This is a genomic window from Pseudomonas sp. MDT1-17, from assembly GCF_054898105.1.
In genome coordinates, this window is record NZ_JBUBVM010000001.1 from 3,939,762 (window position 1) to 3,965,302 (window position 25,541).

General features: G+C 59.6%; 22 protein-coding genes and 3 pseudogenes. 13 read left to right on the forward strand and 12 right to left on the reverse strand.

Going from position 1 to position 25,541, the window contains the following annotated elements; all coding sequences use genetic code 11:
- Positions 1–35: 35 nt before the first annotated feature.
- Together ACYZTX_RS18200 and ACYZTX_RS18205 are read left to right on the forward strand one after the other, a co-directional pair.
- Positions 36–848, forward strand: coding sequence for an isocitrate lyase/PEP mutase family protein (locus ACYZTX_RS18200; RefSeq protein WP_462035243.1), 813 nt, complete (start codon positions 36–38; stop codon positions 846–848).
- 5 nt (positions 849–853) lie between these two features.
- Complete coding sequence (locus ACYZTX_RS18205) at positions 854–1,477, forward strand: DNA-3-methyladenine glycosylase family protein (RefSeq protein ID WP_462035244.1); 624 nt, start codon at positions 854–856, stop codon at positions 1,475–1,477.
- A 33-nt stretch (positions 1,478–1,510) separates the two neighbouring features.
- Here ACYZTX_RS18205 and ACYZTX_RS18210 read toward each other — a convergent pair whose 3' ends face one another.
- The 3 genes from ACYZTX_RS18210 to ACYZTX_RS18220 form a co-directional block, all read right to left on the reverse strand.
- Positions 1,511–2,608: an extracellular solute-binding protein gene (locus ACYZTX_RS18210; RefSeq protein ID WP_462035245.1), complete on the reverse strand. Its 1,098-nt coding sequence runs from the start codon at positions 2,606–2,608 to the stop codon at positions 1,511–1,513.
- A gap of 2 nt (positions 2,609–2,610) precedes the next feature.
- The gene (gene aguA / locus ACYZTX_RS18215) at positions 2,611–3,735 is read right to left on the reverse strand and encodes an agmatine deiminase (protein ID WP_462035246.1); all 1,125 of its coding nucleotides are present in this window, start codon (positions 3,733–3,735) and stop codon (positions 2,611–2,613) included.
- 100 nt (positions 3,736–3,835) lie between these two features.
- Complete coding sequence (locus tag ACYZTX_RS18220; RefSeq protein ID WP_462035247.1) at positions 3,836–4,720, reverse strand: LysR substrate-binding domain-containing protein; 885 nt, start codon at positions 4,718–4,720, stop codon at positions 3,836–3,838.
- A 229-nt stretch (positions 4,721–4,949) separates the two neighbouring features.
- On the opposite strand from ACYZTX_RS18220, the gene ACYZTX_RS18225 reads away from it, so the two are divergent.
- Positions 4,950–5,384 carry a PaaI family thioesterase gene (locus ACYZTX_RS18225; RefSeq protein WP_462035248.1) on the forward strand — a complete coding sequence of 145 codons (435 nt, stop codon included), beginning with the start codon at positions 4,950–4,952 and terminating at the stop codon, positions 5,382–5,384.
- Between the two features lie 46 nt (positions 5,385–5,430).
- Entirely contained in the window at positions 5,431–5,919 is a 489-nt protein-coding gene (locus ACYZTX_RS18230) for a GFA family protein (RefSeq protein WP_462035249.1), read from the forward strand.
- 15 nt (positions 5,920–5,934) lie between these two features.
- Here the strand turns inward: ACYZTX_RS18230 and ACYZTX_RS18235 are convergent, their stop codons facing one another.
- Complete coding sequence (locus ACYZTX_RS18235; protein WP_046032069.1) at positions 5,935–6,543, reverse strand: MiaE family protein; 609 nt, start codon at positions 6,541–6,543, stop codon at positions 5,935–5,937.
- A 158-nt stretch (positions 6,544–6,701) separates the two neighbouring features.
- Between ACYZTX_RS18235 and ACYZTX_RS18240 the strand changes: the two genes are divergently transcribed.
- Positions 6,702–7,565, forward strand: coding sequence for a universal stress protein (locus tag ACYZTX_RS18240; RefSeq protein ID WP_462035250.1), 864 nt, complete (start codon positions 6,702–6,704; stop codon positions 7,563–7,565).
- A 101-nt stretch (positions 7,566–7,666) separates the two neighbouring features.
- Here ACYZTX_RS18240 and ACYZTX_RS18245 read toward each other — a convergent pair whose 3' ends face one another.
- Complete coding sequence (locus ACYZTX_RS18245; protein ID WP_094467712.1) at positions 7,667–8,137, reverse strand: DUF1289 domain-containing protein; 471 nt, start codon at positions 8,135–8,137, stop codon at positions 7,667–7,669.
- A gap of 408 nt (positions 8,138–8,545) precedes the next feature.
- Here ACYZTX_RS18245 and acnB point away from each other — a divergent pair, with 408 nt between their 5' ends.
- On the forward strand, positions 8,546–11,155 hold the full coding sequence (gene acnB / locus ACYZTX_RS18250; protein ID WP_462037068.1) for a bifunctional aconitate hydratase 2/2-methylisocitrate dehydratase: 2,610 nt from the start codon (positions 8,546–8,548) through the stop codon (positions 11,153–11,155).
- 171 nt (positions 11,156–11,326) lie between these two features.
- On the opposite strand, the gene ACYZTX_RS18255 is transcribed toward acnB, so the two are convergent.
- Positions 11,327–12,988 (reverse strand): SulP family inorganic anion transporter, encoded by a 1,662-nt coding sequence (locus tag ACYZTX_RS18255; protein WP_462035251.1) that lies wholly within the window; start codon positions 12,986–12,988, stop codon positions 11,327–11,329.
- 193 nt (positions 12,989–13,181) lie between these two features.
- Positions 13,182–14,462, reverse strand: coding sequence for an HAAAP family serine/threonine permease (locus ACYZTX_RS18260; RefSeq protein WP_462035252.1), 1,281 nt, complete (start codon positions 14,460–14,462; stop codon positions 13,182–13,184).
- Positions 14,463–14,752: 290 nt separating this feature from the next.
- On the opposite strand from ACYZTX_RS18260, the pseudogene ACYZTX_RS18265 reads away from it, so the two are divergent.
- The 6 genes and pseudogenes from ACYZTX_RS18265 to ACYZTX_RS18290 all read left to right on the forward strand — a co-directional run.
- A pseudogene (locus ACYZTX_RS18265) lies at positions 14,753–14,911 on the forward strand (tautomerase family protein); the annotation flags it as partial.
- A 42-nt stretch (positions 14,912–14,953) separates the two neighbouring features.
- A complete protein-coding gene (locus ACYZTX_RS18270; protein ID WP_462035253.1) occupies positions 14,954–15,547 on the forward strand; it encodes a TetR/AcrR family transcriptional regulator in 594 nt (197 codons plus the stop codon).
- A gap of 170 nt (positions 15,548–15,717) precedes the next feature.
- The gene (locus ACYZTX_RS18275; protein ID WP_462035254.1) at positions 15,718–16,677 is read left to right on the forward strand and encodes a 2-hydroxyacid dehydrogenase; all 960 of its coding nucleotides are present in this window, start codon (positions 15,718–15,720) and stop codon (positions 16,675–16,677) included.
- Positions 16,678–16,819: 142 nt separating this feature from the next.
- Positions 16,820–17,887, forward strand: coding sequence for a phosphotransferase family protein (locus ACYZTX_RS18280; protein ID WP_462035255.1), 1,068 nt, complete (start codon positions 16,820–16,822; stop codon positions 17,885–17,887).
- Positions 17,888–17,935: 48 nt separating this feature from the next.
- Positions 17,936–18,703, forward strand: coding sequence for an SDR family oxidoreductase (locus tag ACYZTX_RS18285; RefSeq protein ID WP_109630332.1), 768 nt, complete (start codon positions 17,936–17,938; stop codon positions 18,701–18,703).
- A 148-nt stretch (positions 18,704–18,851) separates the two neighbouring features.
- Positions 18,852–19,967: a Gfo/Idh/MocA family protein gene (locus ACYZTX_RS18290; protein ID WP_462035256.1), complete on the forward strand. Its 1,116-nt coding sequence runs from the start codon at positions 18,852–18,854 to the stop codon at positions 19,965–19,967.
- Positions 19,968–20,383: 416 nt separating this feature from the next.
- Here the strand turns inward: ACYZTX_RS18290 and ACYZTX_RS18295 are convergent, their stop codons facing one another.
- Complete coding sequence (locus ACYZTX_RS18295) at positions 20,384–20,632, reverse strand: DUF1652 domain-containing protein (protein ID WP_462035257.1); 249 nt, start codon at positions 20,630–20,632, stop codon at positions 20,384–20,386.
- Between the two features lie 130 nt (positions 20,633–20,762).
- Entirely contained in the window at positions 20,763–22,259 is a 1,497-nt protein-coding gene (locus ACYZTX_RS18300; RefSeq protein WP_462035258.1) for a helix-turn-helix transcriptional regulator, read from the reverse strand.
- 222 nt (positions 22,260–22,481) lie between these two features.
- On the opposite strand from ACYZTX_RS18300, the gene ACYZTX_RS18305 reads away from it, so the two are divergent.
- Positions 22,482–22,940, forward strand: a complete 459-nt coding sequence (locus ACYZTX_RS18305; RefSeq protein WP_462035259.1) for an REP-associated tyrosine transposase — start codon at positions 22,482–22,484, stop codon at positions 22,938–22,940.
- A 117-nt stretch (positions 22,941–23,057) separates the two neighbouring features.
- On the opposite strand, the pseudogene ACYZTX_RS18310 reads toward ACYZTX_RS18305, so the two are convergent.
- From ACYZTX_RS18310 to ACYZTX_RS18320, 3 genes and pseudogenes are all read right to left on the reverse strand, one after another.
- Positions 23,058–23,686: pseudogene (locus ACYZTX_RS18310) on the reverse strand (sigma factor-like helix-turn-helix DNA-binding protein); the annotation flags it as partial.
- Positions 23,687–23,767: 81 nt separating this feature from the next.
- Positions 23,768–24,097 (reverse strand): annotated as a pseudogene (locus tag ACYZTX_RS18315) (carboxymuconolactone decarboxylase family protein); the annotation flags it as partial.
- A 108-nt stretch (positions 24,098–24,205) separates the two neighbouring features.
- Positions 24,206–25,489, reverse strand: coding sequence for a Zn-dependent hydrolase (locus ACYZTX_RS18320; protein ID WP_462035260.1), 1,284 nt, complete (start codon positions 25,487–25,489; stop codon positions 24,206–24,208).
- Between the last annotated feature and the right edge of the window lie 52 nt (positions 25,490–25,541).

Consider the following 25,541-nt stretch of genomic DNA (forward strand, 5'->3'; position numbering starts at 1 on the left):
CAGGTTTCTCAAAAAGTCATATGGAAGGACATTCGATGGACATACTCGACAACCGGTTTCACCAGTTGCACCAGAACGGCCTGCTGATTCTCACCAACGTCGCCGATGCCGCCGGCGCGCGAATCGTCGAGCAACTGGGCAGCAAAGCCGTGGCCACCAGCAGTGCGGCGGTGGCCTGGGCTCACGGGTATCAGGATGGCAATGCCCTGCCCCTTGAGCGTCTGATATCTACGGTCGAGTCCATCGCTCGGGTGATTTCGGTGCCGTTGACCGTGGACATCGAGGCCGGTTATTCCGATGACCTGGCACGGGTTGCCGACGTCATTGATGCGGTGATTGCCGCCGGGGCCGTCGGGATCAACATCGAGGACGGCGCTTCCTCGCCCGAACTGCTGGTGCGCAAGATTGAAGTCGCGCGGCAGGTTGCCAGTCGCCGTCATGTGAAGCTGTTCATCAATGCTCGCACCGACGTGTACCTGAAAAGTCTGGTGCCTGCCGAAGATCGGGTCGCAGAGACGCTCAAGCGCGCCGCGTTGTATCAGGCGGCCGGTGCCGATGGGTTGTTCGCGGCTGGCGTCACGGCAGAGTACGAAATTGCTGCGCTGTGCCAAGGCACCCCGCTGCCGGTGAACGTGCTCGGGCTCCCCGGCCTGCCGTCGCCCGAAGAGCTGAAAGCGCTCGGTGTACGCCGCTTGAGCGCGGGCTCAGGTATCGCCGAGTTTCTTTATGGGGCCATGGCATCCCTGGCCAAGAGTTTTCTGGAAACCGGCAAGCTCGACAGTAGCCACCTCAAGGCCTTCACCTACGGGGAAGTTAATGCCTTGTTGGCCCCGACCGGGAAAGTTTGACCTCCATGCCCGATACCTACCTGGCCGCCACTGAGTTCCTGGCGGCCATCGACGAAGATTGGCGTCGCCACATCGCCGCCATCGGCCCTTGCCTGCATCAGCCCCATGCGGCCCGCGATCCTTATGAGTCGCTGGTGCGGGCAATTGCCTACCAGCAACTGCATGCCAAGGCCGGGGATGCGATTGTCGGTCGGCTACTGGCGCTGTTTGGGACGGGCGCGTTCCCGCGGCCCGAACAGATTGTCGCGACTGCGTTCGATCAACTGCGCAGTTGCGGCTTCTCCGCCAGCAAGATCGCGACCATACAGGGCATTGCCCAAGCGGCGCTGGACGGTGTGGTGCCTGATTATGCCGAGGCAGTGGCGATGGATGATGAAGCGTTGATCGAACGGTTGATCACTCTGCGTGGGGTTGGCCGCTGGACGGTTGAGATGCTGCTGATCTACAGCCTGGAGCGGCCGGATATTTTGCCGGCCGATGATTTTGGCGTGCGTGAGGGGTATCGGCGGTTGAAGGGGTTGGAGGTGCAGCCGACGCGTAAGCAGATGATTGAGATCGGGTTGGCGTGGAGTCCGTACCGGACGGTGGCGGCGTGGTATTTGTGGCGGGTGCCGAAACCACCCCGGTGAAGGGTGGTTGTCATGCCAAACACCGTACCGAAGTTACAACCCCGACTTCAACCGACTGAACGCCCGAACCAAAGCCCGGTTAAACGCCTTCCCATTGTCATTCTTGCTATACAACGAAGCCCTCACCTCAGCCGACGGATACGTCCCCGGATCATTGCGAATCGCCGGATCAATCAAGCCGTCCGCCGCCGTAATTGCATTGGCGTAATGGATGGTGTCAGTGATCGGCGCAATCACCTCCGGTGTCATCAGATAATCCATCAACGCCAGCCCCGCCTGAGGATGAGGCGCATCCTTGGGAATGACCATCGCGTCGAACCAGATCAACGTGCCCTCCTTCGGTATCCGATAACTCAGCGTGAACGGCTTCTTCGCAGCCTCGGCCTGCCCGGCGGCGATAGCCACGTTGCCGTTCCACGACATGGCGAGGCAGGTGTTGCCATTGGCCAGGTCGCTGATGTTCAAGTCATTGTCGAAGTAGCGGATGTAGGGCCGAATCTTCGCCAGTTGCTGCTCGGCCTGTTTCAGGTCATCGAGGTTCTGGCGGTTGATGTCCAGCCCCATGTACTTCATGACCGCGGCGAAAACCTCATTGGGATCGTTGAGCAGACTGACCCCGCAATCGGCAAATTTCGACACCACCGCCGGGTCGAACAGCATCGCCCAACTGTCCCGTGGTGCGTCGTGCAGGCGTTGCTTGATCGCCTCTTCTTGATAGCCGACGCCGGTGGTACCCCAGGCGTAGATCCCGGCGTAGCGGTTGCCCGGATCGAACACAGCCATGTGCTGGCGGAATTCTTCACCCACACCGGCAAAATGTGGCAGCTGTTGCAGGTTGAGCGTTTGAATCGCACCGCTCTGAATCGCCCGGGACAAATGCTGACCCGCGGTCAGCACCAGGTCATAGCCGCTACGGCCGGTGAGCAATTTGGTCTCGGCGGTTTCCAGGGAGTCGAAGTGATCAGCCACCACGCGGATGCCGGTTTTCTTCTCGAAATTGGTCAGGGTGTCCGGGGCCAGGTACTCGCCCCAGATGTACAGGTTGACCACCGGTTTGGCGGTGTCGGCGGCCTGCACACACAGGGGTGCGAGCACCAGCAGTAATGCTTGAGTCAGTTTGTGCAGGCCCATTTTCAAACTCCCTTTTTGTTGCAGGCACTGCCTGCGTACTGCGGCATGGTGATGCACGCGACGTTACCGCCGCCGAGGAGGATTTCACGAGAGTTTTCGATGCCGACGATTTTGTGCTGCGGGAACAATTCGGCGAGGGTCGCCATTGCTGCCTGATCATTGCGATCACCGAACAAAGGCACCACGATCGAGGAATTGCCGGCGTAGTAGTTGATGTACGACGCGCAGATTTTCGTGCCGGCCTGACGGGTGTGCGTGCTGTCTTGCTGATCCAGGCCTTCGGCTTCCTCGGCGGTCCATTCCAGCACATCCGGTTGCGGCAGCTTGTGCACGATCAACTCGCGGCCACGGCTGTCGCGGGTGCTACGCAGGATGTCGTAGGCCTCCTGGTAGATTTCCCATTGTGGGTCATCGCGATTGTCGGTCCATTGCAGCACCACTTCACCCGGGCGCACGAAGCACGCGAGGTCGTCGACGTGGCCATCGGTTTCGTCGAACTTGCAGCCCCGAGGCAACCAGATAACTTGCTCGGCGCCGAGGTAATCAGTCAATCGCCGGGTAACTTCGTCCTTGCCCAGATGCTGGTTGCGGTTGCGGTTGAGCAGGCATTGCTCGGTGGTGAGAAGGCTGCCCTGGCCGTCGCTCTGGATGCCGCCCAGTTCGGCAATCAGCGGGGCGCGGTAGCGGTCGAACCGTTCGATTTCGAGGATTTTGCTGGCGATCTGATCGTCCTTGTCCCACGGGTAATAGAGGCCGCCATCGAGGCCACCGTAAGCGTTGAACTCAAAGTCGACGCCGCGCACCTCACCGCTGTCGTCGTTGACCACAAAGCAGGGGCCACTGTCGCGGAACCAGGTGTCGTTGCAGGTCATTTCCACCACGCGCACCTGCGGCGGCAACTGGCGGCGGGCAGTGGCAAACTGCGAGGCGGACGCGCATACGGTGACCGGTTCGCTGTGGGAAATGGCGGTGACGATCTGCACCCAGACTTTCTGCGCAGGCTTGGCGCCGTTGCGCCAGACGTCGGTACGCTCCGGCCAGCCGAGCCAGCAACCGGACTTGGTTTCGAATTCGCCAGGCAAGCGGAAACCATCGAGTTTAGGGGTGGAATCGAGCAAACGTGCCATGGTCAAACCTCATCAACGGGGATTGGAATGACCACAGGCTAAGGTCGCCGGCGCCCTCCCCGCCAACGATGATTATTTCGGAATACTTGAATTCAACTCATCAATCGATCAGCTGATCATTGAACCATTCCAGCATCTGCGCCACCGCCGGGCGCTCCAGCCTCACCCGCTCGCACACCAGCGCATATTGGCCGAGTGCAGTCATGCTTGAGGTGAAAGGCCGGACCAGACGACCGCTGAGCAAATCCTCCTGCGCGGTCAAGTTATCGCCCATGGCCACACCTTGGCCTTGGGCCGCTGCTTCCAGCGCCAAACCCGCGTGGGCGAAATACAGCTGCCGTTCCGGGCGCTGATCGCCGGCATGGCTGGTGAGCCAGGCGGTCCAGGTCTTGCCGTCCTGATCGTCGTGCAGCAGGCAGTGACGCGCCAGATCCTTCGGGGTTTTCAACGTGCCTTGGTTGAACAGACCGGGGCTGCACACCGGGAAGAATTGCAACGCCGGCAAGGGCCTGACGAAGTACGCGCTACTGTCCACCGGGCCGGTGCCGTAAGTGATCGCCAGGTCGATGTCTTCGCCGGGCGCTGTGGCGTCGATCGGTTGTTCATAGAGGTGCAGGGTGATGTGCGGATAGCGCGCGTAAAAATCAGTCAAGCGACTCATCAACCACTTTTGCGCCAACTCGGCAGTCACCGCCAGGCGTAACACCGCCAGCGATGATGGGTCACGCAGCTCATCGCAGGCATCGCCGATCAGTTCGAAGGCCTGCTGCAGGCTTTGCATCAGGCGCCCGGCGGCCATCGTCGGGCGAATCTGCCGGCCTTCGCGGACGAACAGCGACACGCCCAATTGCTCTTCGAGCTGGCGAATCTGATGACTGACCGCGCTGTCGGTGACGCACAACTCCGCCGCGGCCCTGCCGAAGTGTGCGTGACGGGCGGCGCATTCGAAGGTTCTGAGTGCGGCCAGAGAAGGCAGTCGTCGCATGGCAAGGGCTCCAATAGGAAGGCGCCCATGCTGCCCCGGCCATGGGTGGGCGTCCAGAGGGACCGCGTTATCGTTCTTCGCGAGCAGGCTCGCTCCCACAAGTGATTTGTGAACGACATTGATCAAATGTGGGAGCGAGCCAGCTCGCGAAGGGGTCGGCACATTCACCGCAAACCCCACTGACCATCACCCTCCCTTATCCACCATGACTTCCCCCCAGACCCGGTGCATGTTGATGCTTCAACCGGAGGGATTCGACATGCTCAATGCACTCAAACAGATCAACTCAACTTCAGCCTTCAACCGCTGGGCCGGTTTCGAAGTGACCCGCGCCGAGAGTGGCGAAGCGGAATTGTCCATGGCGTTTCGCGATTCCGACATGGCGCAATACGCAGGCTTCCTGCATGCCGGCCTGATCGGCGCGCTACTCGACACCGCCTGCGGGTTTGCCGCTGGAACAGTCGCCGGCAACGTGCTGGCTTCGCATTTTTCGGTCAACTGCCTGGCGCCCGCCATCGGCGAAGTGTTCATCGCTCGAGGTCGGGTGGTGAAGGCTGGCAAAAAACAGGTGTTCGCCCGCGCGGAGCTGTTCGCGCAAACCGGTGATCAGCTGAAACTGGTGGCGACCGGCGATGCGATTCTTGTACCGGTCGAGGGGCGCTGAAGGTCTAGGCTGTCTTGGGTAAGTTTCTGACCTGTCGGAGGTTCCCATGCAGCTCGAAGGTTCCTGCCATTGCGGCGCGGTGTCGTTCAGTCTGACCAGCGCCCATCCCTATCCGTACCAGCGTTGTTACTGCTCGATCTGCCGAAAGACCCAGGGCGGTGGCGGTTATTCGATCAACATCGGTGGCGACGCTGGCAGCCTGAAGGTGCGCGGCCGCAAGCACATCGCGATTTATCATGCACGGCTCAAGAGCGACAGTGACAAACGCGCCCACCGCAGCACGGCCGAACGGCATTTCTGTTCGGTGTGTGGTTCGGGGTTGTGGCTGTTCAGTCCCGAATGGCCGGAGTTGATCCACCCGTTTGCCTCGGCCATCGACACGCCGTTGCCACTGCCGCCGGAACTCACTCACGTGATGCTCGGTTCGAAAGCGCCGTGGGTGGAGGTCAAGGCGCAGGCGGGTGATCGGCAGAGCGATGTCTGGCCGGATGAGTCCATCGCCGAGTGGCACGAGCGGTTGGACTTGAAGGTTTGACCGCGGCCGTTACCGTCAGGCCGCGGCGGGCACACCGCTGTGGAAACGGAACTCCACGTCCGGCGACTCGATCAGCTCCTGCTCGGCGGCGCGGACCTTGTCGATCACCTGGGCGATGTCCTTGGCGTCACCGTACTGGTAGGCCAGTTTCAGGTAACCCTGGAAATGCCGGGCCTCGCTTTTCAGCAGGCCGAAGTAGAACTTGCCCAACTCTTCGTCCAGATGCGGCACCAGCGCCTCGAAACGCTCGCAGCTGCGGGCTTCGATAAAAGCGCCGACCACCAGGGTGTCCACCAGTTTGACCGGCTCGTGGCTGCGCACCACTTTGCGCAGGCCCGACGCGTATCGCCCGGCGGACAGCTGACGCAGCTCGATCTTGCGCTTTTTCATCAGGCGCATGACCTGTTCGTGGTGCACCAGCTCTTCCCGGGCCAGGCGCGACATCAGGTTGATCAGATCGACGTGGGAGTGATACTTGGCAATCAGGCTCAACGCCGTGCTGGCCGCCTTGAATTCGCAGTTTTTATGATCGATCAGCAGGGTTTCCTGATCGGCCAGCGCGGCCTGAACCCAGCCATCGGGGGTACGGCAGCCGAGGAACTCGTGAATTTCGGGAAGGATCATGGGGCTCACGGATAAGAGGTCAAATCGAAGGGCGCCGATTATACCGGCCTGTCGGCAGACCACCAGTCGCGACCGTTGATATGCATCAAGTCCCGAATGCCCGGCCAGCAACTATAGTTGTCCAACGCAGTATTTTTTACATCCTGGAGATCCCGATCATGCAAGCCATTCGCAGCATCCTGGTGGTCATCGAACCCGAACACTCGGAAAGCCTGGCGCTCAAACGGGCCAAATTGATTGCCGGCGTGACCCAGGCTCATCTGCATCTGCTGGTCTGCGACCGCAAGCATGACCACAGTGGCATGTTGGGCGTGCTCAAGGCTGCGTTGCTGGAGGACGGCTACAGCGTCACCACCGAGCAGGCCTGGAACGAAAGCCTGCACGAAACCATCGTCGATGTGCAGCAGGCTGAAGGTTGCGGACTGGTGGTCAAACAGCATTACCCCGACAGCCCGCTGAAAAAAGCCCTCCTCACCCCGGCAGACTGGAAACTGTTGCGTTACTGCCCGACGCCGGTGCTGTTGGTCAAAACCTCGAAACCCTGGTCGGGCGGGGTCATTCTCGCGGCGATCGACGTCGGTAATAACGACGCCGAACACCGTACGCTGCACGCTAGCATCATTGATCATGGCTACGACATCGCCAGCCTGGCCAAGGCCCATTTGCACGTGGTCAGTGCCCATCCGTCGCCGATGCTGTCGGCGGCCGATCCGACGTTGCAGCTCAGCGAAACCATTCAGGCGCGCTATCGCGAACAGTGCAAATCGTTTCAGGCCGAGTTCGATATCGATGATAAGCACCTGCATATCGAAGAAGGTCCGGCGGATGTGTTGATTCCGTTCATGGTTCACAAGCTGCAGGCGTCGGTGACCGTGATCGGTACGGTCGCGCGGTCCGGGTTGTCGGGGGCGTTGATCGGTAATACGGCGGAAGTGGTGCTGGATGCGGTGGAGAGCGATGTGCTGGTGCTGAAGCCGGATACGATCATGGATCATCTGGAGGAGATTGTGACCCAGCATTGAGATTTGCGGCGCCTGGTAGAATGCCTTCGCGAGCAAGCCCGCTCCCACATGGGAATGCATTTCAAATGTGGGAGCGGGCTTGCTCGCGAAGCTTTTAAGCTTTAGCCGCCGAAGGCGTCCCTGAGGAAGCCCGGCGCGATGTAGCGCTGGTAATGCGCCTCTGACAGCAAAAAGAATTCCCGATCAATGGCGTCCCGTAATTCCGGCAGGTTCCAGTCGCGAAACTCTGGCATCAGCACCATTCCGTAGGCTTCCAGATTGTTGATGACCCGCGCGCCCCGGGCGATCAACTGATACGCCCAGCAATATTCCGACTGATGCGGCACAAAGCGGATCTTGCGCTGCTCCAGCTGCAGTCGCAGTCGCTGGGGATCGAAAATTTCCAGCTTGCTGGCCATCACCTGGGACAGCAGTTGCTCAAGACGCAGCCACACCGCGCGCTTCTCTTCCTCGTTGTAACCATTCCAGTTGATCACTTCATGGTGGAAACGCTTGCAGCCACGGCACACCAAATCACCGTAAACAGTGGAGCAGAGGCCGACGCAGGGGGTCTTGATGGTCTGATTGGGCATAGTCAGGGAGAACACGGGAAAGCAGAACAGGTCGGCATGTTAGCCCTTTGTCTAACATTGATCACCCCTCAATCTTGAGGGTCTAACTTACCTTTAATTTTTTTTTGCCGTAGAATCAGCCAGCCTTTTAAGGCGCCAATGTCCGTTAGAAGCTGTTTTCAAAGCGTCACGAGCACAGTCGTTCCTTCAGAGCGGAGTTGGCGAAGGGTTTTTCCAGCGGGGAAAAGCTCTACGCCAACCCTCATCAGCTCCCCGTTCTGCAGGCGTAAAACTTTGAAAGCAGCTTCTGTAAGGAATTGTCGGTAATTCTGGCTAAGTGGCCCACAACGCCACGCAGTGCATGAGTACGGCAATTTCGGGATGAGCGTCCCGGACACCCATTTGGGACCACTGATGAGGGTAATAACTGTGCTTGAAGCCTACCGCAAACATATCGAAGAGCGTGCAGCACTGGGTATCGTTCCCCAGCCGCTTAACGCCGAACAAACTGCAGGCCTGGTCGAGCTGCTGAAGAATCCCCCGGCTGGCGAAGAAGCTTTCCTCGTTGACCTGATCACCAATCGCATTCCGCCAGGTGTGGACGAAGCCGCCTATGTCAAGGCCGGTTTCCTCTCTGCCCTCGCTAAAGGCGAAGCAAAATCCCCTCTGATCGACAAGAAACGCGCTGTTGAACTGCTCGGCACCATGCAGGGCGGCTACAACATCGTGACCCTGGTTGACCTGCTGGACGACGCCGAACTGGCGCCAGTCGCTGCCAAAGAACTCAAGCACACCCTGCTGATGTTCGACGCCTTCCACGACGTCGCTGAAAAAGCCAAGAACGGTAACGTTCACGCCAAAGGCGTGCTGCAATCCTGGGCTGACGGCGAGTGGTTCCAGAACCGCCCTGTCCTGGCTGACAAGATCAGCCTGCGCGTGTTCAAGGTCACCGGCGAAACCAACACCGACGACCTGTCCCCTGCTCCGGACGCCTGGTCCCGCCCGGACATCCCGCTGCACGCCCTGGCCATGCTGAAAATGGCCCGTGAAGGCATCGTGCCTGACGCCCAAGGCGTCACCGGCCCGATGAAGCAGATCGAAGAAATGCGCGGTCAAGGCTTCCCGATCGCCTACGTCGGCGACGTGGTCGGTACCGGTTCTTCGCGTAAATCGGCGACCAACTCGGTGCTGTGGTTCTTCGGCGACGACGTTCCTTACGTGCCGAACAAGCGTGCCGGCGGTTTCTGCTTCGGCAGCAAAATCGCTCCGATCTTCTACAACACCATGGAAGATGCTGGCGCACTGCCGATCGAATTCGACGTCACCAACATGAACATGGGCGACGTGATCGACCTGTATCCGCATGCTGGCAAAGTCTGCAAACACGGTACCGACGAAGTCCTGACCACCTTCGAAATGAAGACTCCGGTGCTGTTGGACGAAGTCCGTGCCGGCGGTCGTATTCCGCTGATCATCGGCCGTGGCCTGACCGACAAGGCCCGTGCCGAACTGGGCCTGGGCCCTACCGATCTGTTCAAGCTGCCTGAAGCACCTGTCGACACCGGCAAGGGTTTCACCCTGGCACAGAAAATGGTCGGCAAGGCTTGCGGTCTGCCAGAAGGCAAAGGCGTTCGTCCAGGCACGTACTGCGAACCGAAAATGACCACCGTCGGCTCCCAGGACACCACCGGTCCGATGACCCGTGACGAACTGAAAGACCTGGCGTGCCTGGGCTTCTCGACCGATCTGGTGATGCAGTCCTTCTGCCACACCGCGGCTTACCCTAAGCCGATCGACGTGACCACCCACCACACCCTGCCAGACTTCATCATGACCCGCGGCGGCGTTTCCCTGCGTCCGGGCGACGGCATCATCCACAGCTGGCTGAACCGTATGCTGCTGCCGGACACCGTCGGTACCGGTGGTGACTCGCACACCCGTTTCCCGATGGGCATTTCGTTCCCGGCCGGTTCCGGTCTGGTAGCGTTCGCCGCAGCCACCGGCGTTATGCCGCTGGACATGCCGGAATCGATCCTGGTGCGCTTCAAAGGCAAAATGCAACCGGGCGTCACCCTGCGTGACCTGGTTCACGCCATTCCTTACTTCGCGATTCAGGCTGGCCTGCTGACCGTCGAGAAGAAAGGCAAGAAGAACGCCTTCTCCGGCCGCATCCTGGAAATCGAAGGCCTGGACGACCTGAGCATCGAGCAAGCTTTCGAGCTGTCCGACGCTTCGGCCGAACGTTCGGCTGCCGGTTGCACCATCAAGCTGTCGAAAGAGTCGATCACCGAATACCTGAACTCCAACATCACCCTGCTGCGCTGGATGATCGGCGAAGGCTACGGCGATGCGCGCACTCTGGAACGTCGTGCTCAAGCGATGGAAGCCTGGGTTGCCAACCCTGAGTTGATGGTTGCCGATGCTGACGCCGAATACGCTGAAGTCATCGAAATCGACCTGGCCGACATCAAAGAGCCTGTGCTCTGCGCGCCAAACGACCCGGACGACGCCCGTCTGCTGTCCAGCGTTGCTGGCGAGAAGATCGACGAAGTGTTCATCGGTTCGTGCATGACCAACATCGGTCACTTCCGCGCTGCCGGCAAGTTGCTGGAACAGGTCAAAGGTCAGCTTCCAACCCGTCTGTGGCTGTCGCCGCCGACCAAGATGGACGCTCACCAGCTGACCGAAGAAGGCTACTACGGCATCTACGGCAAGGCCGGCGCGCGCATGGAAATGCCGGGCTGCTCGCTGTGCATGGGTAACCAGGCACGTGTAGAGCCGAACTCGACTGTTGTGTCGACTTCGACCCGTAACTTCCCGAACCGTCTGGGTGACGGCGCGAACGTCTACCTGGCTTCGGCCGAGTTGGCGTCGGTGGCTTCTATCCTGGGTCGCCTGCCGACCGTCGAGGAGTACATGGAATACGCTGGCAAGATCGACAGCATGGCGGCCGATGTTTACCGCTACCTGTCCTTCGACCAGATCGCCGAGTTCCGTGAAGCTGCTGCGAACGCCAACATCCCGGTCGTTCAAGCCTAACGTTACAACGCCATGAAAAACGCCGCCCATCGTGAGATGAGCGGCGTTTTTTTATGCCTGCAAGGTCTGCACAAACCATTGTGGGAGCGGGCTTGCTCGCGAATGCGGTGTGTCATTCGGCGGTTATAGTGACTGACACTCCGCATTCGCGAGCAAGCCCGCTCCCACAGGTTATGTGGATGGCTTGAGGGCTTGTTGCACTGCACCGTCGACACTTAGGCCACTGAGAATGACCTGCTCCAGTTCCTGCGTCGGTAACAGCGCGAGAACGGCTTTTGCTTCGTGCTTGAGCCGCGCCAGAATCAGCAGTTTGTCCTCGGCTCGCACGTGCATAAAGAAGCCCTCCAGCGCCTCAATGCTGGTGCCATCCAGGTTGGGAGACTCCTCCAGACTGAGAATTATTGTATGAATCGGTGGCTCTGCCTGTCGGGCCAGACGCAGTGCACCGCCCAGAATGCGCTCCACGTTGGCAAAAAACAGCGCCTCGCTCGGTCTGACGATCAGCACACCGGGAATCTCGATGGCCTGGGGATGGCGTTGCACGTCGACAAAATCATGGCCACCGCCCATTTGCCCCAGCACCTGAATATCCGCCGACGACATCTGTTTCAACATCAGCACCACGCTGATCACCACCGCCACCAACAAGCCGTCCAACACACCCAGTACCAGCACCGCCGCCACCGCACAGATCACCAGCAGACGGTCGCGGCGCCAGATGAAATACCGGCCCAAGGGTTGCAGGCTCAAGCCGCGTGCCAATGCGTGTATGACGATGGCCGCCAGCACCGGCTCGGGGGTCAGGGCAATCCAGGGCAGCACCGTCAAGACGATGAGCAACACCACCCCCGCCGCTACCGCACCGGCCAGACGCGATCCTGCACCCGCGGCCTCATTGGCCGACGTCGCAGAGTAACCGGCGCCCGCCGGCATGCCATGGAACAGGCCCGACAGCACATTGGCCGCACCGAGCGCCAGCAGATCGCGGTTTGAGGACACACGGTCGCCGTGCTTGAGCGCAAACGAGGTGATCGATCCGTAAGACTCGGCGTACAGAATCATCACCATGGCAAACGCCAACTCGCCCAGGCGCAGCCAGTCGGTAAACGGCAACACGGGAAGACGAGGCACTTCCAGGCTCAGGTCGATCACGCCGATCAGTTTCACCCCATAGGCTGGCAGGTTCAGCCATTGGCCGGCCGCGATGCCGAGCGCCACCACCAGCAAGCCACCCGGCAAACGCCTGACCCGCGCGCACAGCCACAGCACCAGCAAGGACACGGCCGCCACCAGCGCGCCGACGCGGTTCCACTGCGGTAACTGCTCGAGCAGTTGCGGCACGAAACGGATCAGGTTGCCGTTGCTTACGTGCACATCAACGATGCTCGCTACTTGCTTGAGGATGATCGTCACTGCCAGGCCGAAGGCAAAGCCTCGCAGCACCGGTTTGGCAATAAACGACGTCACGCTGCCGAGTTTGAACAAGCCGGCCAGCAGGAAAAACCCACCCGTCACCAGCACCAGGCCGATCGCCAGAGTCATGCGCAGGCCCGAGTCACCATTGGCCAACGTTGCTGTGGCGGCAGCCAGCACCGCCGCCGAAGACGACGTCGCAGAAACGATGGCAAAACGACTGGTGCCGAACAGCCCGTAGCACAGTAGACCGGCAAATAACGCAATCACACCCGCTTGGGGCGGCAACGCAGCAATGCTTGAATAGGCAACCGCCTCAGGTAACAACAAACCGGCAATCGACAGCCCGGCCAACACATCCGGCCAGCGGTTTGGCCTATCGGCAAGGGGTTGCGCCGATGCGCCGTGGGCACGAGCCATGAAGCGTCTCCAGAGAAAGATTGACAGGCCGGGGAATTCCCCGGCAAACGCTCTACGACGCGCTAATGCAGCCTCAAGCTTAGTCGCTAATCCCCACGGGATATGTGTTCTGGGTCAGGTGGTGAGCTTTACGCCAGGCAAAAAAAACGGCCGCACTGTGCGGTATGCACAGTGCGGCCGTTGTTTTGCCCAATCAGGCAGTCAGCGAATAGATCAACGCCGAGATCGCCACCAGGCCCACCGCCGTCACGAAGACGTTGGAAGCCTGACCGCGATAACGCGCCATGGCCGGCACCTTGCGGATCGCGTACATCGGCATCAGGAACAGGATCGCAGCGATGATCGGGCCACCGAGGGTTTCGATCATCCCGAGAATGCTCGGGTTCAGCGTGGCGACGATCCAGCAGACCACGAGCATGAAAGCGGCAGTCATGCGGTCCAGGGTCTTCGGCGCCGGGCGCTTGCCTGTCTTCACGATCAGACCTTTAAGACCTTCGCTGGCTCCGATGTAGTGACCCAGGAACGACTTGGAAATGGCCACGAACGCAATCAACGGCGCCGCGAAAGCGATGGTCGGGTTGCTGAAGTGGTTGGCCAGGTACGACAGGATCGACAGGTTCTGCGCCTTGGCTTGCGCCAATTGCGCCGGCGACAGGGTCAGCACGCAGCTGAAGACGAAGAACAGCACCATCACCACCATCAAGGCGTGGGCGCGGGACAAAATCTGCGAGCTGCGTTCTTCGGCGTGATCGCCGTAACGGCGCTTCTGGTCCACCGCGAACGCCGAGATGATCGGCGAATGGTTGAACGAGAACACCATTACCGGAATCGCCAGCCACAGCGTGTGCAGCAGTGCCGAGGGTTCTGGCAGCGTCGAAGCGGTGGCGAGGATGCCGCCGTTCCAGTGAGGAATCAGGAACACCGCGAGGAACAGCAGCGCAACAATGAACGGATACACCATCAGGCTCATGGCCTTGACGATCGCTTGCTCGCCGCAACGTACCACCGCCAACAGGCCGAGGATCAGCACGAACGACAGCACGGCGCGCGGTGGCGGCATGATGTGCAGTTGATGCTCGAGGAAACTGCCCACGGTGTTGGTCAAGGCCACGCTGTAGATCAGCAGGATCGGGAAGATCGCGAAAAAGTACAGCAAGGTGATCAGCGCGCCGGCCTTGATCCCGAAGTGCTCTTCCACCACTTCAGTGATGTCCGCGCCTTCGCGTCCGGACAACACAAAGCGTGTCAGGCCACGGTGGGCGTAATAAGTCATGGGGAACGCCAACACCGCCAGGACCAGCAACGGCCAGAAGCCGCCCAGACCCGCGTTGATCGGCAAAAACAGCGTGCCTGCCCCGATGGCCGTGCCAAACAGGCCCAGCATCCAGGTGGTGTCATGGCGATTCCAGCTCTCAAGCGTCGCTGGTGCCGCCGATACATAGCGTTCGTCGACGCTATTGGCCTGATCATTCATCCGGTGGGATCTCCGCATTCCGGTCAGTTGCTACCCGGTCAGGACGAGTCGGAAAAATCCGACAGGCAGCGCCCAGACCGAAACAGGGGCGCGATTGTCCGGGATTAACGAGCAGAAGCAAAGACTTAGCTGAGGAGTGGTTATGCGGATCAGACCCACTGACCTGTTATCAAATAGATGTTTTAAAAAATCTATTTGATAAAGGATTACCGTCATGTATTTTCAATTCTGTCTGCTGATCGGCAACCCTCACTTGCGGAGACACTCATGCCACTCGTTCGCGTCGACATGGCCGGACCATCGCGCAGAAAAAACGCCTCTACAAAACCATCGCCGAGAGCCTTAACGCGGAACTGGCGGTGCGGGTGGAAGATGTGTTCATTAATCTGGTGGAAGTGAAGAAAGAGAACTGGTCGTTTGGCAACGGCATCGCTCAATACGCCGTTTGAGCAGTCTGAACTTCGCAACGTTGCAAAACCTGAGAGCCGCCAATGCCCCGAGTCTCCCGCAAACAAGCCGAACTCAACCGCGAGATCATCGTCGAGGCCGCCACGCGTCTGTTTCGCGAACGCGGCCTGCACGGGATCAGTGTCGTCGATGTGATGGGCGCGGCCGGCCTCACCCATGGCGGGTTCTATGGTCACTTCGAATCCAAGGAAGCGCTGGCGCAAGAGGCGTGCAGCCGGGCGTTCACTCAATCCATGGAGCGCTGGAAGCAGAAAGTAGAGGCTAACGACGACCGCCTCTCGGCCCGGGAGCGCATCATCGCGCCCTACCTGTCCGCGGCCAATCGCGACAATCCGGGCGAAAGCTGCCCGGTGACCGCGTTTGCCGGCGACATGTGTCATGAAACCGCTGAAAGCGGTTTGCACCAGACCTATACCCAAGGTCTGGAGGCATTGTTGCAGATGCTGGCTCCGCTGATGGGCGCGGGTCAGCCCGACGTCAATCGGCAAAGAGCGTTGGTGGACTATTCGCTGATGGTCGGCGCCCTGACCCTGGCCCGCGCTACCCGTGGTGACGCCTTGTCCGATGAAATTCTTGACGCGGCTCGGACCTTTCTCACCTCGGACACGCCCGCTTGAAAGTCAATCGCAAAGGTGTTGAACGTGGAGAGGTAAGAGTTGCCGAACGCTCCTACACTGAGGTCGCAGGCCAAGAGTCTGTGACCTTTGATGATTGCCAAACCGTTGTGCAATCAGCAATCTGAAGCGACGTTCGAGTCCCGACTTTCCCATGCCCACAGGAGTCCAGCATGCCTGCAACCGTTCTGGTACTGGTTGAAACCATTAATGATTACCTGCCGATTCTCGAACATCAGGGCTTTCACCTGATTCTGGCGCCCACGCCTGCCGAGCGCGCCGAGGCCATCACACGGCATGGCGCCCAGATCGATGCAGTGCTGACCCGCGGCCCGTTGGGCTTGTATGGCGATGAAATCGCCGCCCTGCCGAATCTGAAGATCATCTGCGTGATCGGCGCCGGCTACGAACACGTCGACCTGCAAGCCGCCGCCGACCGGGGAATTACTGTCACCAATGGCGCCGGAGTCAATGCCTCTTCGGTTGCCGACCATGCCATGGCAATGCTGTTGTCGCTGGTGCGTGACATTCCACGTTGCGACGCCGCCGTGCGCCGAGATGAGTGGCCAAAAATCATACGCCCTTCCCTGACCGGCAAGCGCCTGGGCATCCTGGGGCTCGGGGCGGTCGGCATGGCCATCGCCAAACGCGCCGGTCACGGCTTCGACATGACGGTCAGTTACCACAACCGCCAGCATCGCAGCGACGTGCCGTACAGCTTCTGCTCGACGCCCACCGAACTGGCACGGGTCTCGGACTTTTTGATCGTCGCCACTCCCGGTGGCCTGGGCACCAAACACCTGATCAACCGACAGGTACTCGACGCCCTGGGGCCCAACGGGTTCATCGTCAACATCGCCAGAGCCAGCGTGATCGTCACCACAGACCTGATCAGCGCGCTTGAGCAGCGCAGAATTGCCGGCGCTGCGCTGGATGTCTTCGACGCAGAACCTCAAGTTCCGAATGCCCTCAAGGCGTTGGCCAATGTGATCCTCACCCCGCATGTCGCCGGTCTATCCCCGGAAGCCACTCAAGGCACTGTGGAACTGGTAGGCCGCAACCTGGTGGCGTTCTTCTCCGGGAGTCCGGTATTGACCCCGATTGCCCTGCCAGCGGCGATGAGCGCGACCTGATCCATTCAAACGGGTGTATCAAAAACAATGATTGCCCGGCAACACGCTCACCTATAAGGGCTGTTCATGGTTGTGGGTGTCAGGTGTGCGCATTAGATTAGCCAATAGTTTCAGGCCTCCAGAATAAGCAGAAGGGATAAGCATGGCGCTTACTGACCAGTCCACCCGTATCCGCACCGGCGAAGAACTCGATGCCAGCCTGATCGATCCGTACCTCAAGGCCCACATTCCGGGCCTGAGTGGTTTGCCGCAAATCAGCCAGTTCCCCGGCGGTGCGTCGAACCTCACCTACTTGCTGGAATACCCCGAACAGGAGTTCGTCCTGCGTCGGCCGCCGTTCGGGCACAAGGCCAAGTCCGCGCATGACATGGGCCGCGAATTTCGCATCCTCAATCAGCTCCGCGACGGTTTTCCGTACTGCCCCAAAGCCTACGTGCACTGCACCGACGAATCGGTGATCGGCGCCGAGTTCTATGTGATGGAACGGGTCAACGGGATCATCCTGCGCTCCGAACTGCCACCGGAACTGGGTCTTGATTCGGCGCAAACCGAAACGCTGTGCAAAAGTTTCATCGACAAGTTCGTTGAACTGCACCGGGTCGACTACAAGGCTTATGGCCTGGGCGACCTCGGCAAACCCGAAGGTTATGTCGCGCGGCAGATTAAAGGCTGGAGCGATCGCTACGAGAAAGCCCTGACCCCGGACGCGCCGAAGTGGGAGGCGGTCAAAGCCTGGCTCAACGACAAGATGCCGGCCGATCACCCGACGTCGAGCATCGTTCACAACGACTACCGCTTCGACAACGTGATCCTCGACCCGAACAACCCGATGCAGATCATCGGCGTGCTCGACTGGGAACTGACCACCCTCGGCGACCCGCTGATGGACCTGGGAAACACCCTCGCCTACTGGATCGAAGCCGATGACCCGGCGCCGGTGCAACTGATGCGTCGCCAGCCGAGCCACGCGCCAGGGATGCTGACTCGCCGTGAATTCGTCGATTACTACGCCGAGCGCTCAGGCATCCAGATCGACAACTTCGACTTCTACTACACCTACGGCCTGTTCCGCCTGGCCGGCATCGTGCAGCAGATCTACTACCGCTTCTTCCATGGTCAGACCCAGGACAAACGCTTCGCGCAGTTCATTCACATGAACAAACTGCTGGAGCAGATGAGCTTGCAGGTCATCTCGAAATCCAGCCTCTGATCGCACGGCACTGATTAGATTCCCTGGCCCTAACAACAAGGAAAACCCATGTCCAAGACTCAGTTGTTCGACCTCGACGGCAAGATCGCTTTCGTCTCCGGCGCCAGCCGCGGCATCGGTGAAGCCATCGCCAAACTGTTGGCCCAGCAAGGCGCTCACGTCATCGTCTCGAGCCGCAAACTCGATGGCTGCCAGCACGTGGCCGACGCGATCATCGCCGCCGGCGGCAAAGCCACTGCCGTCGCCTGCCACATCGGTGAAATGGAACAGATCAGCCAGGTCTTCGCCGGCATCAAAGAACAGTTCGGACGCCTGGACATCCTGGTCAATAACGCCGCGACCAACCCGCAGTTCTGCAACGTGCTGGACACTGACCTCAGCGCTTTCCAGAAAACCGTCGACGTGAACATCCGCGGCTACTTCTTCATGTCGGTCGAAGCCGGCAAGCTGATGCGCGAAAACGGCGGCGGCAGCATCATTAACGTGGCTTCGATCAACGGCATCTCGCCGGGGATTTTCCAGGGCATCTACTCGGTGACCAAGGCTGCCGTGATTAACATGACCAAGGTGTTCGCCAAGGAATGCGCGCAGTTCGGCATTCGCTGCAACGCTTTGCTACCGGGTCTGACCGACACCAAGTTTGCTTCTGCACTGGTGAAGAACGAGGCCATTTTGAACACCGCATTGCAGCAGATTCCGCTCAAGCGCGTGGCGGATCCGAGTGAGATGGCGGGAGCGGTGTTGTACCTGGCAAGTGATGCATCGAGCTACACCACTGGCGTTTCATTGAATGTGGATGGGGGGTTCCTGTCCTGATCCGATTTGCCGGATGAACAAAAGGCAGCCTTGGGGCTGCCTTTTTGTTTGTTATCGCACGAGAACTTATTTTCTGTTATTTGCAATAAGTGAATATTTATTCCATAAATAGCCATCCTGAAAGCAAAATCCCAAAAGGACCCCGGCTATGCGCGAACTCGGTATCGGACTCATCGGCACAGGTTTTATGGGCCGCGCCCATGCCTTGGCGTTTCGCAACGTCAGCGCGGTTTTCGAACTGCCCCTCAAGCTTAGACTGGCCGCCCTGGCCGACGCCGATCCACAGCGTGCCCGCCACTGCGCCGATGCCTGGGGTTTCGACGCTGCTCATAGCGACTGGCAGCAACTGATTGACGACCCCAAGGTCAATCTGATCGCTATCACCACACCCAATCACCTGCACTACCCCATGGCCATGGCCGCCCTCGCCGCCGGAAAACCGGTGTATTGCGAAAAGCCGTTGGCGGTGAATCTGGAACAGGCCGATGCCATGCGCCTGGCGGCCAAAGCGGCGGGTGTAGTGACGCGGGTGGGTTACAACTATCAGCACAACCCGATGATCGGGCTTGCCCGGGAGCTGATTGAAAACGGCGACTTGGGCCAGATCATCAGTTTCCAGGGTGAATTCAGCGAAGACTTCATGGCCGATCCTGCATCACCCTGGTCCTGGCGTTGCGATGCCGATCATGCCGGCGGCGCGCTGGCCGATCTGGGCAGTCATTTGTTGGCCATGGCCCGTTATCTGGTGGGCGATGTCGAGGCAGTGAGCGCTGACACCCAGACCGTGCACCGGCAACGTCCCGTCACGGCTGGCAGTCCGGAACAACGCAGTATTGCTGTCGACGATCAGGTTCACGCCTTGCTGCGGTTTGCTAACGGCGTCCGGGGGACGTTCAGCAGCAGTTGGCTCAAGCACGGCTACAAGAATCACCTGAGCTTTGAAATCAGCGGCACCCGGGGGACGTTGACGTTCGATCAAGAACGCTTGAATGAACTGCGTCTGTTTCGTGCGGGTCAGGGCGGCTTCCAACGCTTGCTGGCAGGGCCGAATCTGCCGGGTTATGCAGCGTTCAGCCCGGCGGCAGGGCATCAACTCGGCTACAACGAACTCAAGACACTGGAAGTCCATGATCTGGTGATGGCGTTGGCCGGAGTCGGCCAAGGCGGAACGGACTTCGAGCAGGCGTGGGAAGTCGAACGCCTGGCGACGGCGATCCGGTTGGCAGCGCGGGAGTCGCGATGGGTCAGGATCGAGGAAGTCTGATCGAAACGCGGGTGAAACCCGCCAGCAGCACAGCGCCGCTGGCGGTAAAACATGAGCAGATGGAGGCTTACTGAGTGACGCAACGAGTGAGCGTCGTTTCCCGGGTCACCTGCCCCTCAGCCCTCATATCGCCTTGCACATCGGTGTTTTCAGTGGTCTGACACGTGCGTACAGGAGGTGGCGGCGGCGCGGCGGAAGGTGGCGGCGGAGGACTGGCACACCCCCCCAGAATCGCGACGCAGAGTGCAAACGACAGTGGAGCAAAAACGCGTTTCCCAAGACTGTTCATAGGTTGACCCGCGGTAAGTGATCGACATATTTCCGCGACCCAACACCCTCACCGCGAACACGCGGACCGGCCACAGAAAAAATACTTTCGTATTCCTTGTACGACCGCCAGCAAAACCCGACAGTTCCTAGGAAATCTCGGGACTACACATCGTATTGCTCTCAAGCTCATACCGCAGCTCTTCGATCAATGCCGCCACCGCTTCCGGCGTTCTAAGGTTGCCAACGCTCAACCCACTGACTACCAGGTCCACCTGCCCCGACACCGGATGATAGAGCTTCACTGTCAGCGAATTATCACCCGTAACACTGCAGTCACAGGCTAACGGCGAAAAACTCCGCTCCAGTTGCATACGCAATTGCGCCACGTAAATCATCCTGCGGTTCCTGTAGCTGTTGTCGATAGGGACGCGATACCCGAAGACCTATATCGCACCCTTACAGCCTAAGAACTGACGCCCTCGTCCAGAACATCAATTTGCACCCCATCGAATAGTGCATTTGCACCTATCGTTGGGCCTTGGGCCGCCACTCGCTGGAGAACAAACCACGCTCGCGAGCCCAGACAATCGCCTCGCTACGACTGTGAACATCGAGCTTGGAATACACCGTCGACACATGGTTGCGCACCGTGTTGGGTGCGAGCTTCAACCTCGCGGCGATTTCCTTGTCGGCCAGGCCTTCGCAGATCAGCCCCAGCACATCGCGTTCACGGGCAGTCAGGTCGGTGAAAGACACGCTAGGCAACTGCGGCGAGTTGACGTTCTTCACGTTAGCGAGCTTCTCGATGAGCGTGCGGCTGAACCAGGAGGCGTCTTTCATCACCTCTTCGATCGCCGACACCAGCTCCAGCTCCGTACGCTTACGCTCGGTGATGTCCATAAACACCAGCAAGTAGCAGGGGTTGTCCTGAATGTTCACGGTGTCGGCCGAGACCGCGCAATCAATCATCTGGGCGCCTTTCTTGCGTACCCGAACATCGACACGATCCACACTTCCTTTTTTTTCCAGGGCCGCAAAAAGTCGCGTGCACGCGCCTGTGTCTTCGATAAAATCGATCTGCGCCACAGGCTTGCCGAGCACTTCTTCACAGGGATACGCGAGCGTATCGAGGAAGGCTTCATTGACGTCCATCACCACCTGATCGCTGGCGTTACACACCAGGATCGGCACCGGGGTCAGACGAAAAGCCTTGGCGAACCGTTCCTCGCTCTGGCGCAGGGCGACTTCGGCCTTATGCCGGGGCTCGATGTCCACAAAGGAAAACAGCATGCAGGCTTCGTCATTCAGCTCAAGGGGCTGACCGGCGACGATCACCTGTTTGCTGCCACCTCCTGGCAATTGCAACTGGGCCTGCATTTGCGGAATAGTCGCCCCTTCGCGCAAACGCTGCTTGGCCAGGTCTTTATTTTCGGCCCCTTCCAGTATGTCCAGTTCATAGGTCGAACTGCCGATCACCTGATCACGGGCATAGCCGGTCATCTCCAGGAAGCCCGGGTTGACTTTGATGTAGCGCAAATCGCTGAGGCGACAGATCACCGCCGGCGCTGGGTTGGCATTGAAGGTTTTTTCGAAACGCTGCTCGGCGCTGGCCCACTCCGTGACATCGTTCATGATCAGCACCAGCGACTCCGGTTCGCCAGCGCTGTCGGCCAGTACCATGCTGCGCACGCTATGGACCCAGGTGCGCTCTTCGTCGTCCGCGGGCGTCACCTCAACCAACACATCACTGAAGGTCTCGCCTCGGGCGACGCGACTGATTGGATAGTTGTCGATCTGAACCGGATGATTGTTGCGATAACGCAAGGCGAAACGCTTGGCGTACTCCTTGGCATTCGCCCCCAGCTCGCTGAGCTGCCCGACGCCGTGCATGGCCAGCGCGGCGTCATTGGCCCAGAGGAGGGTCTGGTCGAGCTCCACCAGCATCACCCCATCGGACAGGCCGGCGATAATCTGCTGCAACTGACGACGATTGGTTTCAGTAATCAGGACGTCCTGGCTCATTGGATCTCCACGCGTGCGGCGGCGCACTCATGCGCCGCCCTGTGAAGATTACGACCGCGTGCATTCATGATCGTGCAGATATGCCAGGGAACACGGGTGTAGGAGCTGCCGAAGGCTGCGATCTTTTCGGCGTACTCGAAATATTACGAAAATGCTTTGGCCAACAATAGAAACACCATCAGCTAACGTTCGTTAGCCAACAAGTTTCAAGGAGGGCAAGGAATGCCTGTCGCAGCAAATGGATGTCGTCTTCGCAAAGCCCGCTTTTCGGAATCTGGTCGTATCTATCTGCTGACTGCTGTCGCTCATCAGCGAGAGCCAGTGTTCGCAGATTGGCGATTGGGGAGGCTGGTGGTTGATAAGTTGCGTTGTGCCGATGAAACCTCGGCCGTCACGTCATTGGCCTGGGTGGTGATGCCAGACCATCTGCATTGGTTGCTGGAACTGCACAACGGTACTTTGGCCGAGCTGATGTGCCGTATCAAATCCAGAAGCAGCCGTTCGATCAATATTGCGCGGCAGAAGCAGGGCCGATTATGGCAACGGGGGTATTTCGACCGGGCATTACGTCGTGATGAAGACTTGAAGGATGCCGCACGTTACATCGTCATGAATCCGTTGCGTGCGGGGTTGGTGAAACGGGTGGGGGATTATCCGTTGTGGGATGCCATTTGGCTTTGAAAAGTCAAGATCAAAAGATCGCAGCCTGCGGCAGCTCCTACAGAGGTTGCGTACACCTGCAAATTCCAACGGATGTAGGCGATCAATGTAGGAGCTGCCGCAGGCTGCGATCTTTGACTATTGCACTTGCAACGATGCATCCAACCCCGCCAACTTCTCGGGGTTACGCATGATAAAAATCCTGCTCACCCGCCCCGCTTTGTCGAACCCAAAGGTCATTGATGCAGTGATGATCCCGTCCGCCTTGATGATTACGCCTTGGGCGCCATTGATTTCGCAGGGCAGCCATTCGCAAGTCTGCCAATAGACGAGGTCGAGCCGCTGGCAATGGCGCTATGGAAAGCACTGAGCAATTGATCCTGACGCGCCGGTTCCGGCTGAAAGCGAGTTTGTCCGTTGCCCAGGCTCGTCTTCGCCCGGGACACCAGTTTGCGGCACGCAGACTCTTGAACCCCGACCGCGTCCGCGACTTGCGCGTATTCCATGTCGAAAATTTCATAGAGCAGATACGCGGCGCGCTCCTTGGGTGTCAGCCGCTCCAGCAACAACAGGAACGCGGTGGACAGCGACGAGGCCAGCTCATGCCTGTGTTCGGGTGAATCCTGATGAGTGGTGTGAATCGGTTCCGGCAGCCAGGTGCCGACGTAATCAACCCGCGACTTGTGGGCCGAGCGCAGCCTCGACACCTGCAAACGGTTCCACAGGTTGATCATGCCTATCTCGGCCGTCAAGGCACCGATTCGCTCGTCGTTGAAGTGCTCGCGCAAGTCACCGCGCAGGCTGGCGTAATCGGTCTTTTCATCAAGAACGGTGAGGGCTTCGGTCCAGGCCAGGGCGGCGCGTTCGGAGGCGCTGAAATCACTGACGTGACGCCAGACGATCAAGCGGTCCAGGCGTTCGTTGGTCTCATTGGCGTCAAGGGCCTCGCGGGTGTGCATCTTCACGCAGAAGCCGCATTGGTTGATCTGCGAGGCACGCAGGTGCAGCAAGTGTTTGAGGGTCGGGGCCAGGTCGTGGCTGTCGAGGGTGACGTGGACCTGGGTCAGGCTTTCGAACACCTGAGGAATCGATTGCAGCAGGTTGACCGGTTGGGTGTTGGACGACATCGTGTTGCTCCACTGTTTGGGGGATTCAACAGAATGACGATCCAGCACCATGGTTTGTGACACATGAAGAGCAACATCAAAAGATCGCAGGCTGCGCCAGCTCCTACAGAGGCACGCATTCCCATGTAGGAGCTGACGCAGCCTGCGATCCTTTGATCTTCATGCCGCCAATTGACCGCTGGCAATCGCCGCCGACGCCGCCAGCATTGCCCGCAACAACACCGCGCACCCGGCCGCCAGATCATCCGGCGCGGCGTTTTCGATTTCGTTGTGGCTGATGCCGCCTTCGCACGGCACGAAGATCATCCCGGCCGGGCCGAGTTCGGCGAGGAAGATTGCGTCGTGCCCTGCTCCGCTGACGATGTCCATGTGCGACAGGCCCAGTCCTTGGGCGGCGCCGCGTACCGCTTCGACACAGCCTTTGTCGAAGTACAGCGGCGGAAAGTCGGCGGTGGGTGTGAGTTCGAAGGTCAGGCCGTGTTCCTCGCAGGTGGTTTCGATGACTTCGCGGACTTCGGCAATCATCGAGTCCAGGCGCGCCGGTTCCAGATGACGGAAGTCCAGGGTCATGCGCACTTCGCCGGGGATGACGTTGCGTGAGCCGGGATAGGCTTGCAGGCAGCCGACGGTGCCGCAGGCGTGCGGTTGATGACCGAGGGCCGCGCGGTTGACCGCACCGACGATCACCGAGGCGCCGACCAGGGCGTCCTTGCGCAGGTGCATCGGCGTCGGGCCGGCGTGGGCTTCAACGCCGCGCAGTTTCAGGTCGAACCATTTCTGGCCGAGGGCGCCCATCACCACGCCGATGGTTTTGTGTTCGTCTTCGAGGATCGGGCCTTGTTCGATATGCGCCTCGAAATAGGCACCGACGGCATGGCCACTGACGTTGCGTTCGCCGGCATAGCCAATGGCGTTCAAGGCTTCACCGACGGTGACGCCCTCGGCATCGACCTTGGCCAGGGTTTCTTCGAGGGTGAATTTTTCCGCGAACACACCGGAGCCCATCATGCAGGGGGCGAAGCGTGAACCTTCCTCGTTGGTCCAGACCACCACTTCCAGCGGCGCTTCGGTTTCCACGCCCAGGTCATTGAGGGTGCGCAGCACTTCGACGCCGGCCAGCACACCGAAGCAGCCGTCGAACTTGCCGCCGGTGGGTTGGGTGTCGATGTGGCTGCCGGTCATCACCGGTGGCAGGTTCGGGTTGCGGCCCGGACGACGGGCGAAGATGTTGCCGACGGCGTCGATGCTGACGGTGCAACCGGCCTCCTCACACCAATTGACGAAAATGTCCCGGGCCTGGCGGTCGAGGTCGGTCAGGGCCAGGCGACAGACGCCACCCTTGACCGTGGCGCCGAGCTTGGCCAGGTCCATGAGCGACTGCCACAAGCGGTCGCGGTTGATGTGCTGATGGGTGGATTGCAGAACGTCTACGGCAGCGTTCATGATGATCTCCTCAGGCAATTCTTATGGGTTTCTTCAGGCATTTCTTTGGTGT

Coding starts and splice junctions, on each gene's coding strand:
- ACYZTX_RS18200 (WP_462035243.1), top strand. CDS start 36: ATGGACATACTCGACAACCGGTTTCACCAGTTGCACCAGAACGGCCTG.
- ACYZTX_RS18205 (WP_462035244.1), top strand. CDS start 854: ATGCCCGATACCTACCTGGCCGCCACTGAGTTCCTGGCGGCCATCGAC.
- ACYZTX_RS18210 (WP_462035245.1), bottom strand. CDS start 2,608: ATGGGCCTGCACAAACTGACTCAAGCATTACTGCTGGTGCTCGCACCC.
- aguA (WP_462035246.1), bottom strand. CDS start 3,735: ATGGCACGTTTGCTCGATTCCACCCCTAAACTCGATGGTTTCCGCTTG.
- ACYZTX_RS18220 (WP_462035247.1), bottom strand. CDS start 4,720: ATGCGACGACTGCCTTCTCTGGCCGCACTCAGAACCTTCGAATGCGCC.
- ACYZTX_RS18225 (WP_462035248.1), top strand. CDS start 4,950: ATGTTGATGCTTCAACCGGAGGGATTCGACATGCTCAATGCACTCAAA.
- ACYZTX_RS18230 (WP_462035249.1), top strand. CDS start 5,431: ATGCAGCTCGAAGGTTCCTGCCATTGCGGCGCGGTGTCGTTCAGTCTG.
- ACYZTX_RS18235 (WP_046032069.1), bottom strand. CDS start 6,543: ATGATCCTTCCCGAAATTCACGAGTTCCTCGGCTGCCGTACCCCCGAT.
- ACYZTX_RS18240 (WP_462035250.1), top strand. CDS start 6,702: ATGCAAGCCATTCGCAGCATCCTGGTGGTCATCGAACCCGAACACTCG.
- ACYZTX_RS18245 (WP_094467712.1), bottom strand. CDS start 8,137: ATGCCCAATCAGACCATCAAGACCCCCTGCGTCGGCCTCTGCTCCACT.
- ACYZTX_RS18255 (WP_462035251.1), bottom strand. CDS start 12,988: ATGGCTCGTGCCCACGGCGCATCGGCGCAACCCCTTGCCGATAGGCCA.
- ACYZTX_RS18260 (WP_462035252.1), bottom strand. CDS start 14,462: ATGAATGATCAGGCCAATAGCGTCGACGAACGCTATGTATCGGCGGCA.
- ACYZTX_RS18270 (WP_462035253.1), top strand. CDS start 14,954: ATGCCCCGAGTCTCCCGCAAACAAGCCGAACTCAACCGCGAGATCATC.
- ACYZTX_RS18275 (WP_462035254.1), top strand. CDS start 15,718: ATGCCTGCAACCGTTCTGGTACTGGTTGAAACCATTAATGATTACCTG.
- ACYZTX_RS18280 (WP_462035255.1), top strand. CDS start 16,820: ATGGCGCTTACTGACCAGTCCACCCGTATCCGCACCGGCGAAGAACTC.
- ACYZTX_RS18285 (WP_109630332.1), top strand. CDS start 17,936: ATGTCCAAGACTCAGTTGTTCGACCTCGACGGCAAGATCGCTTTCGTC.
- ACYZTX_RS18290 (WP_462035256.1), top strand. CDS start 18,852: ATGCGCGAACTCGGTATCGGACTCATCGGCACAGGTTTTATGGGCCGC.
- ACYZTX_RS18295 (WP_462035257.1), bottom strand. CDS start 20,632: ATGATTTACGTGGCGCAATTGCGTATGCAACTGGAGCGGAGTTTTTCG.
- ACYZTX_RS18300 (WP_462035258.1), bottom strand. CDS start 22,259: ATGAGCCAGGACGTCCTGATTACTGAAACCAATCGTCGTCAGTTGCAG.
- ACYZTX_RS18305 (WP_462035259.1), top strand. CDS start 22,482: ATGCCTGTCGCAGCAAATGGATGTCGTCTTCGCAAAGCCCGCTTTTCG.
- ACYZTX_RS18320 (WP_462035260.1), bottom strand. CDS start 25,489: ATGAACGCTGCCGTAGACGTTCTGCAATCCACCCATCAGCACATCAAC.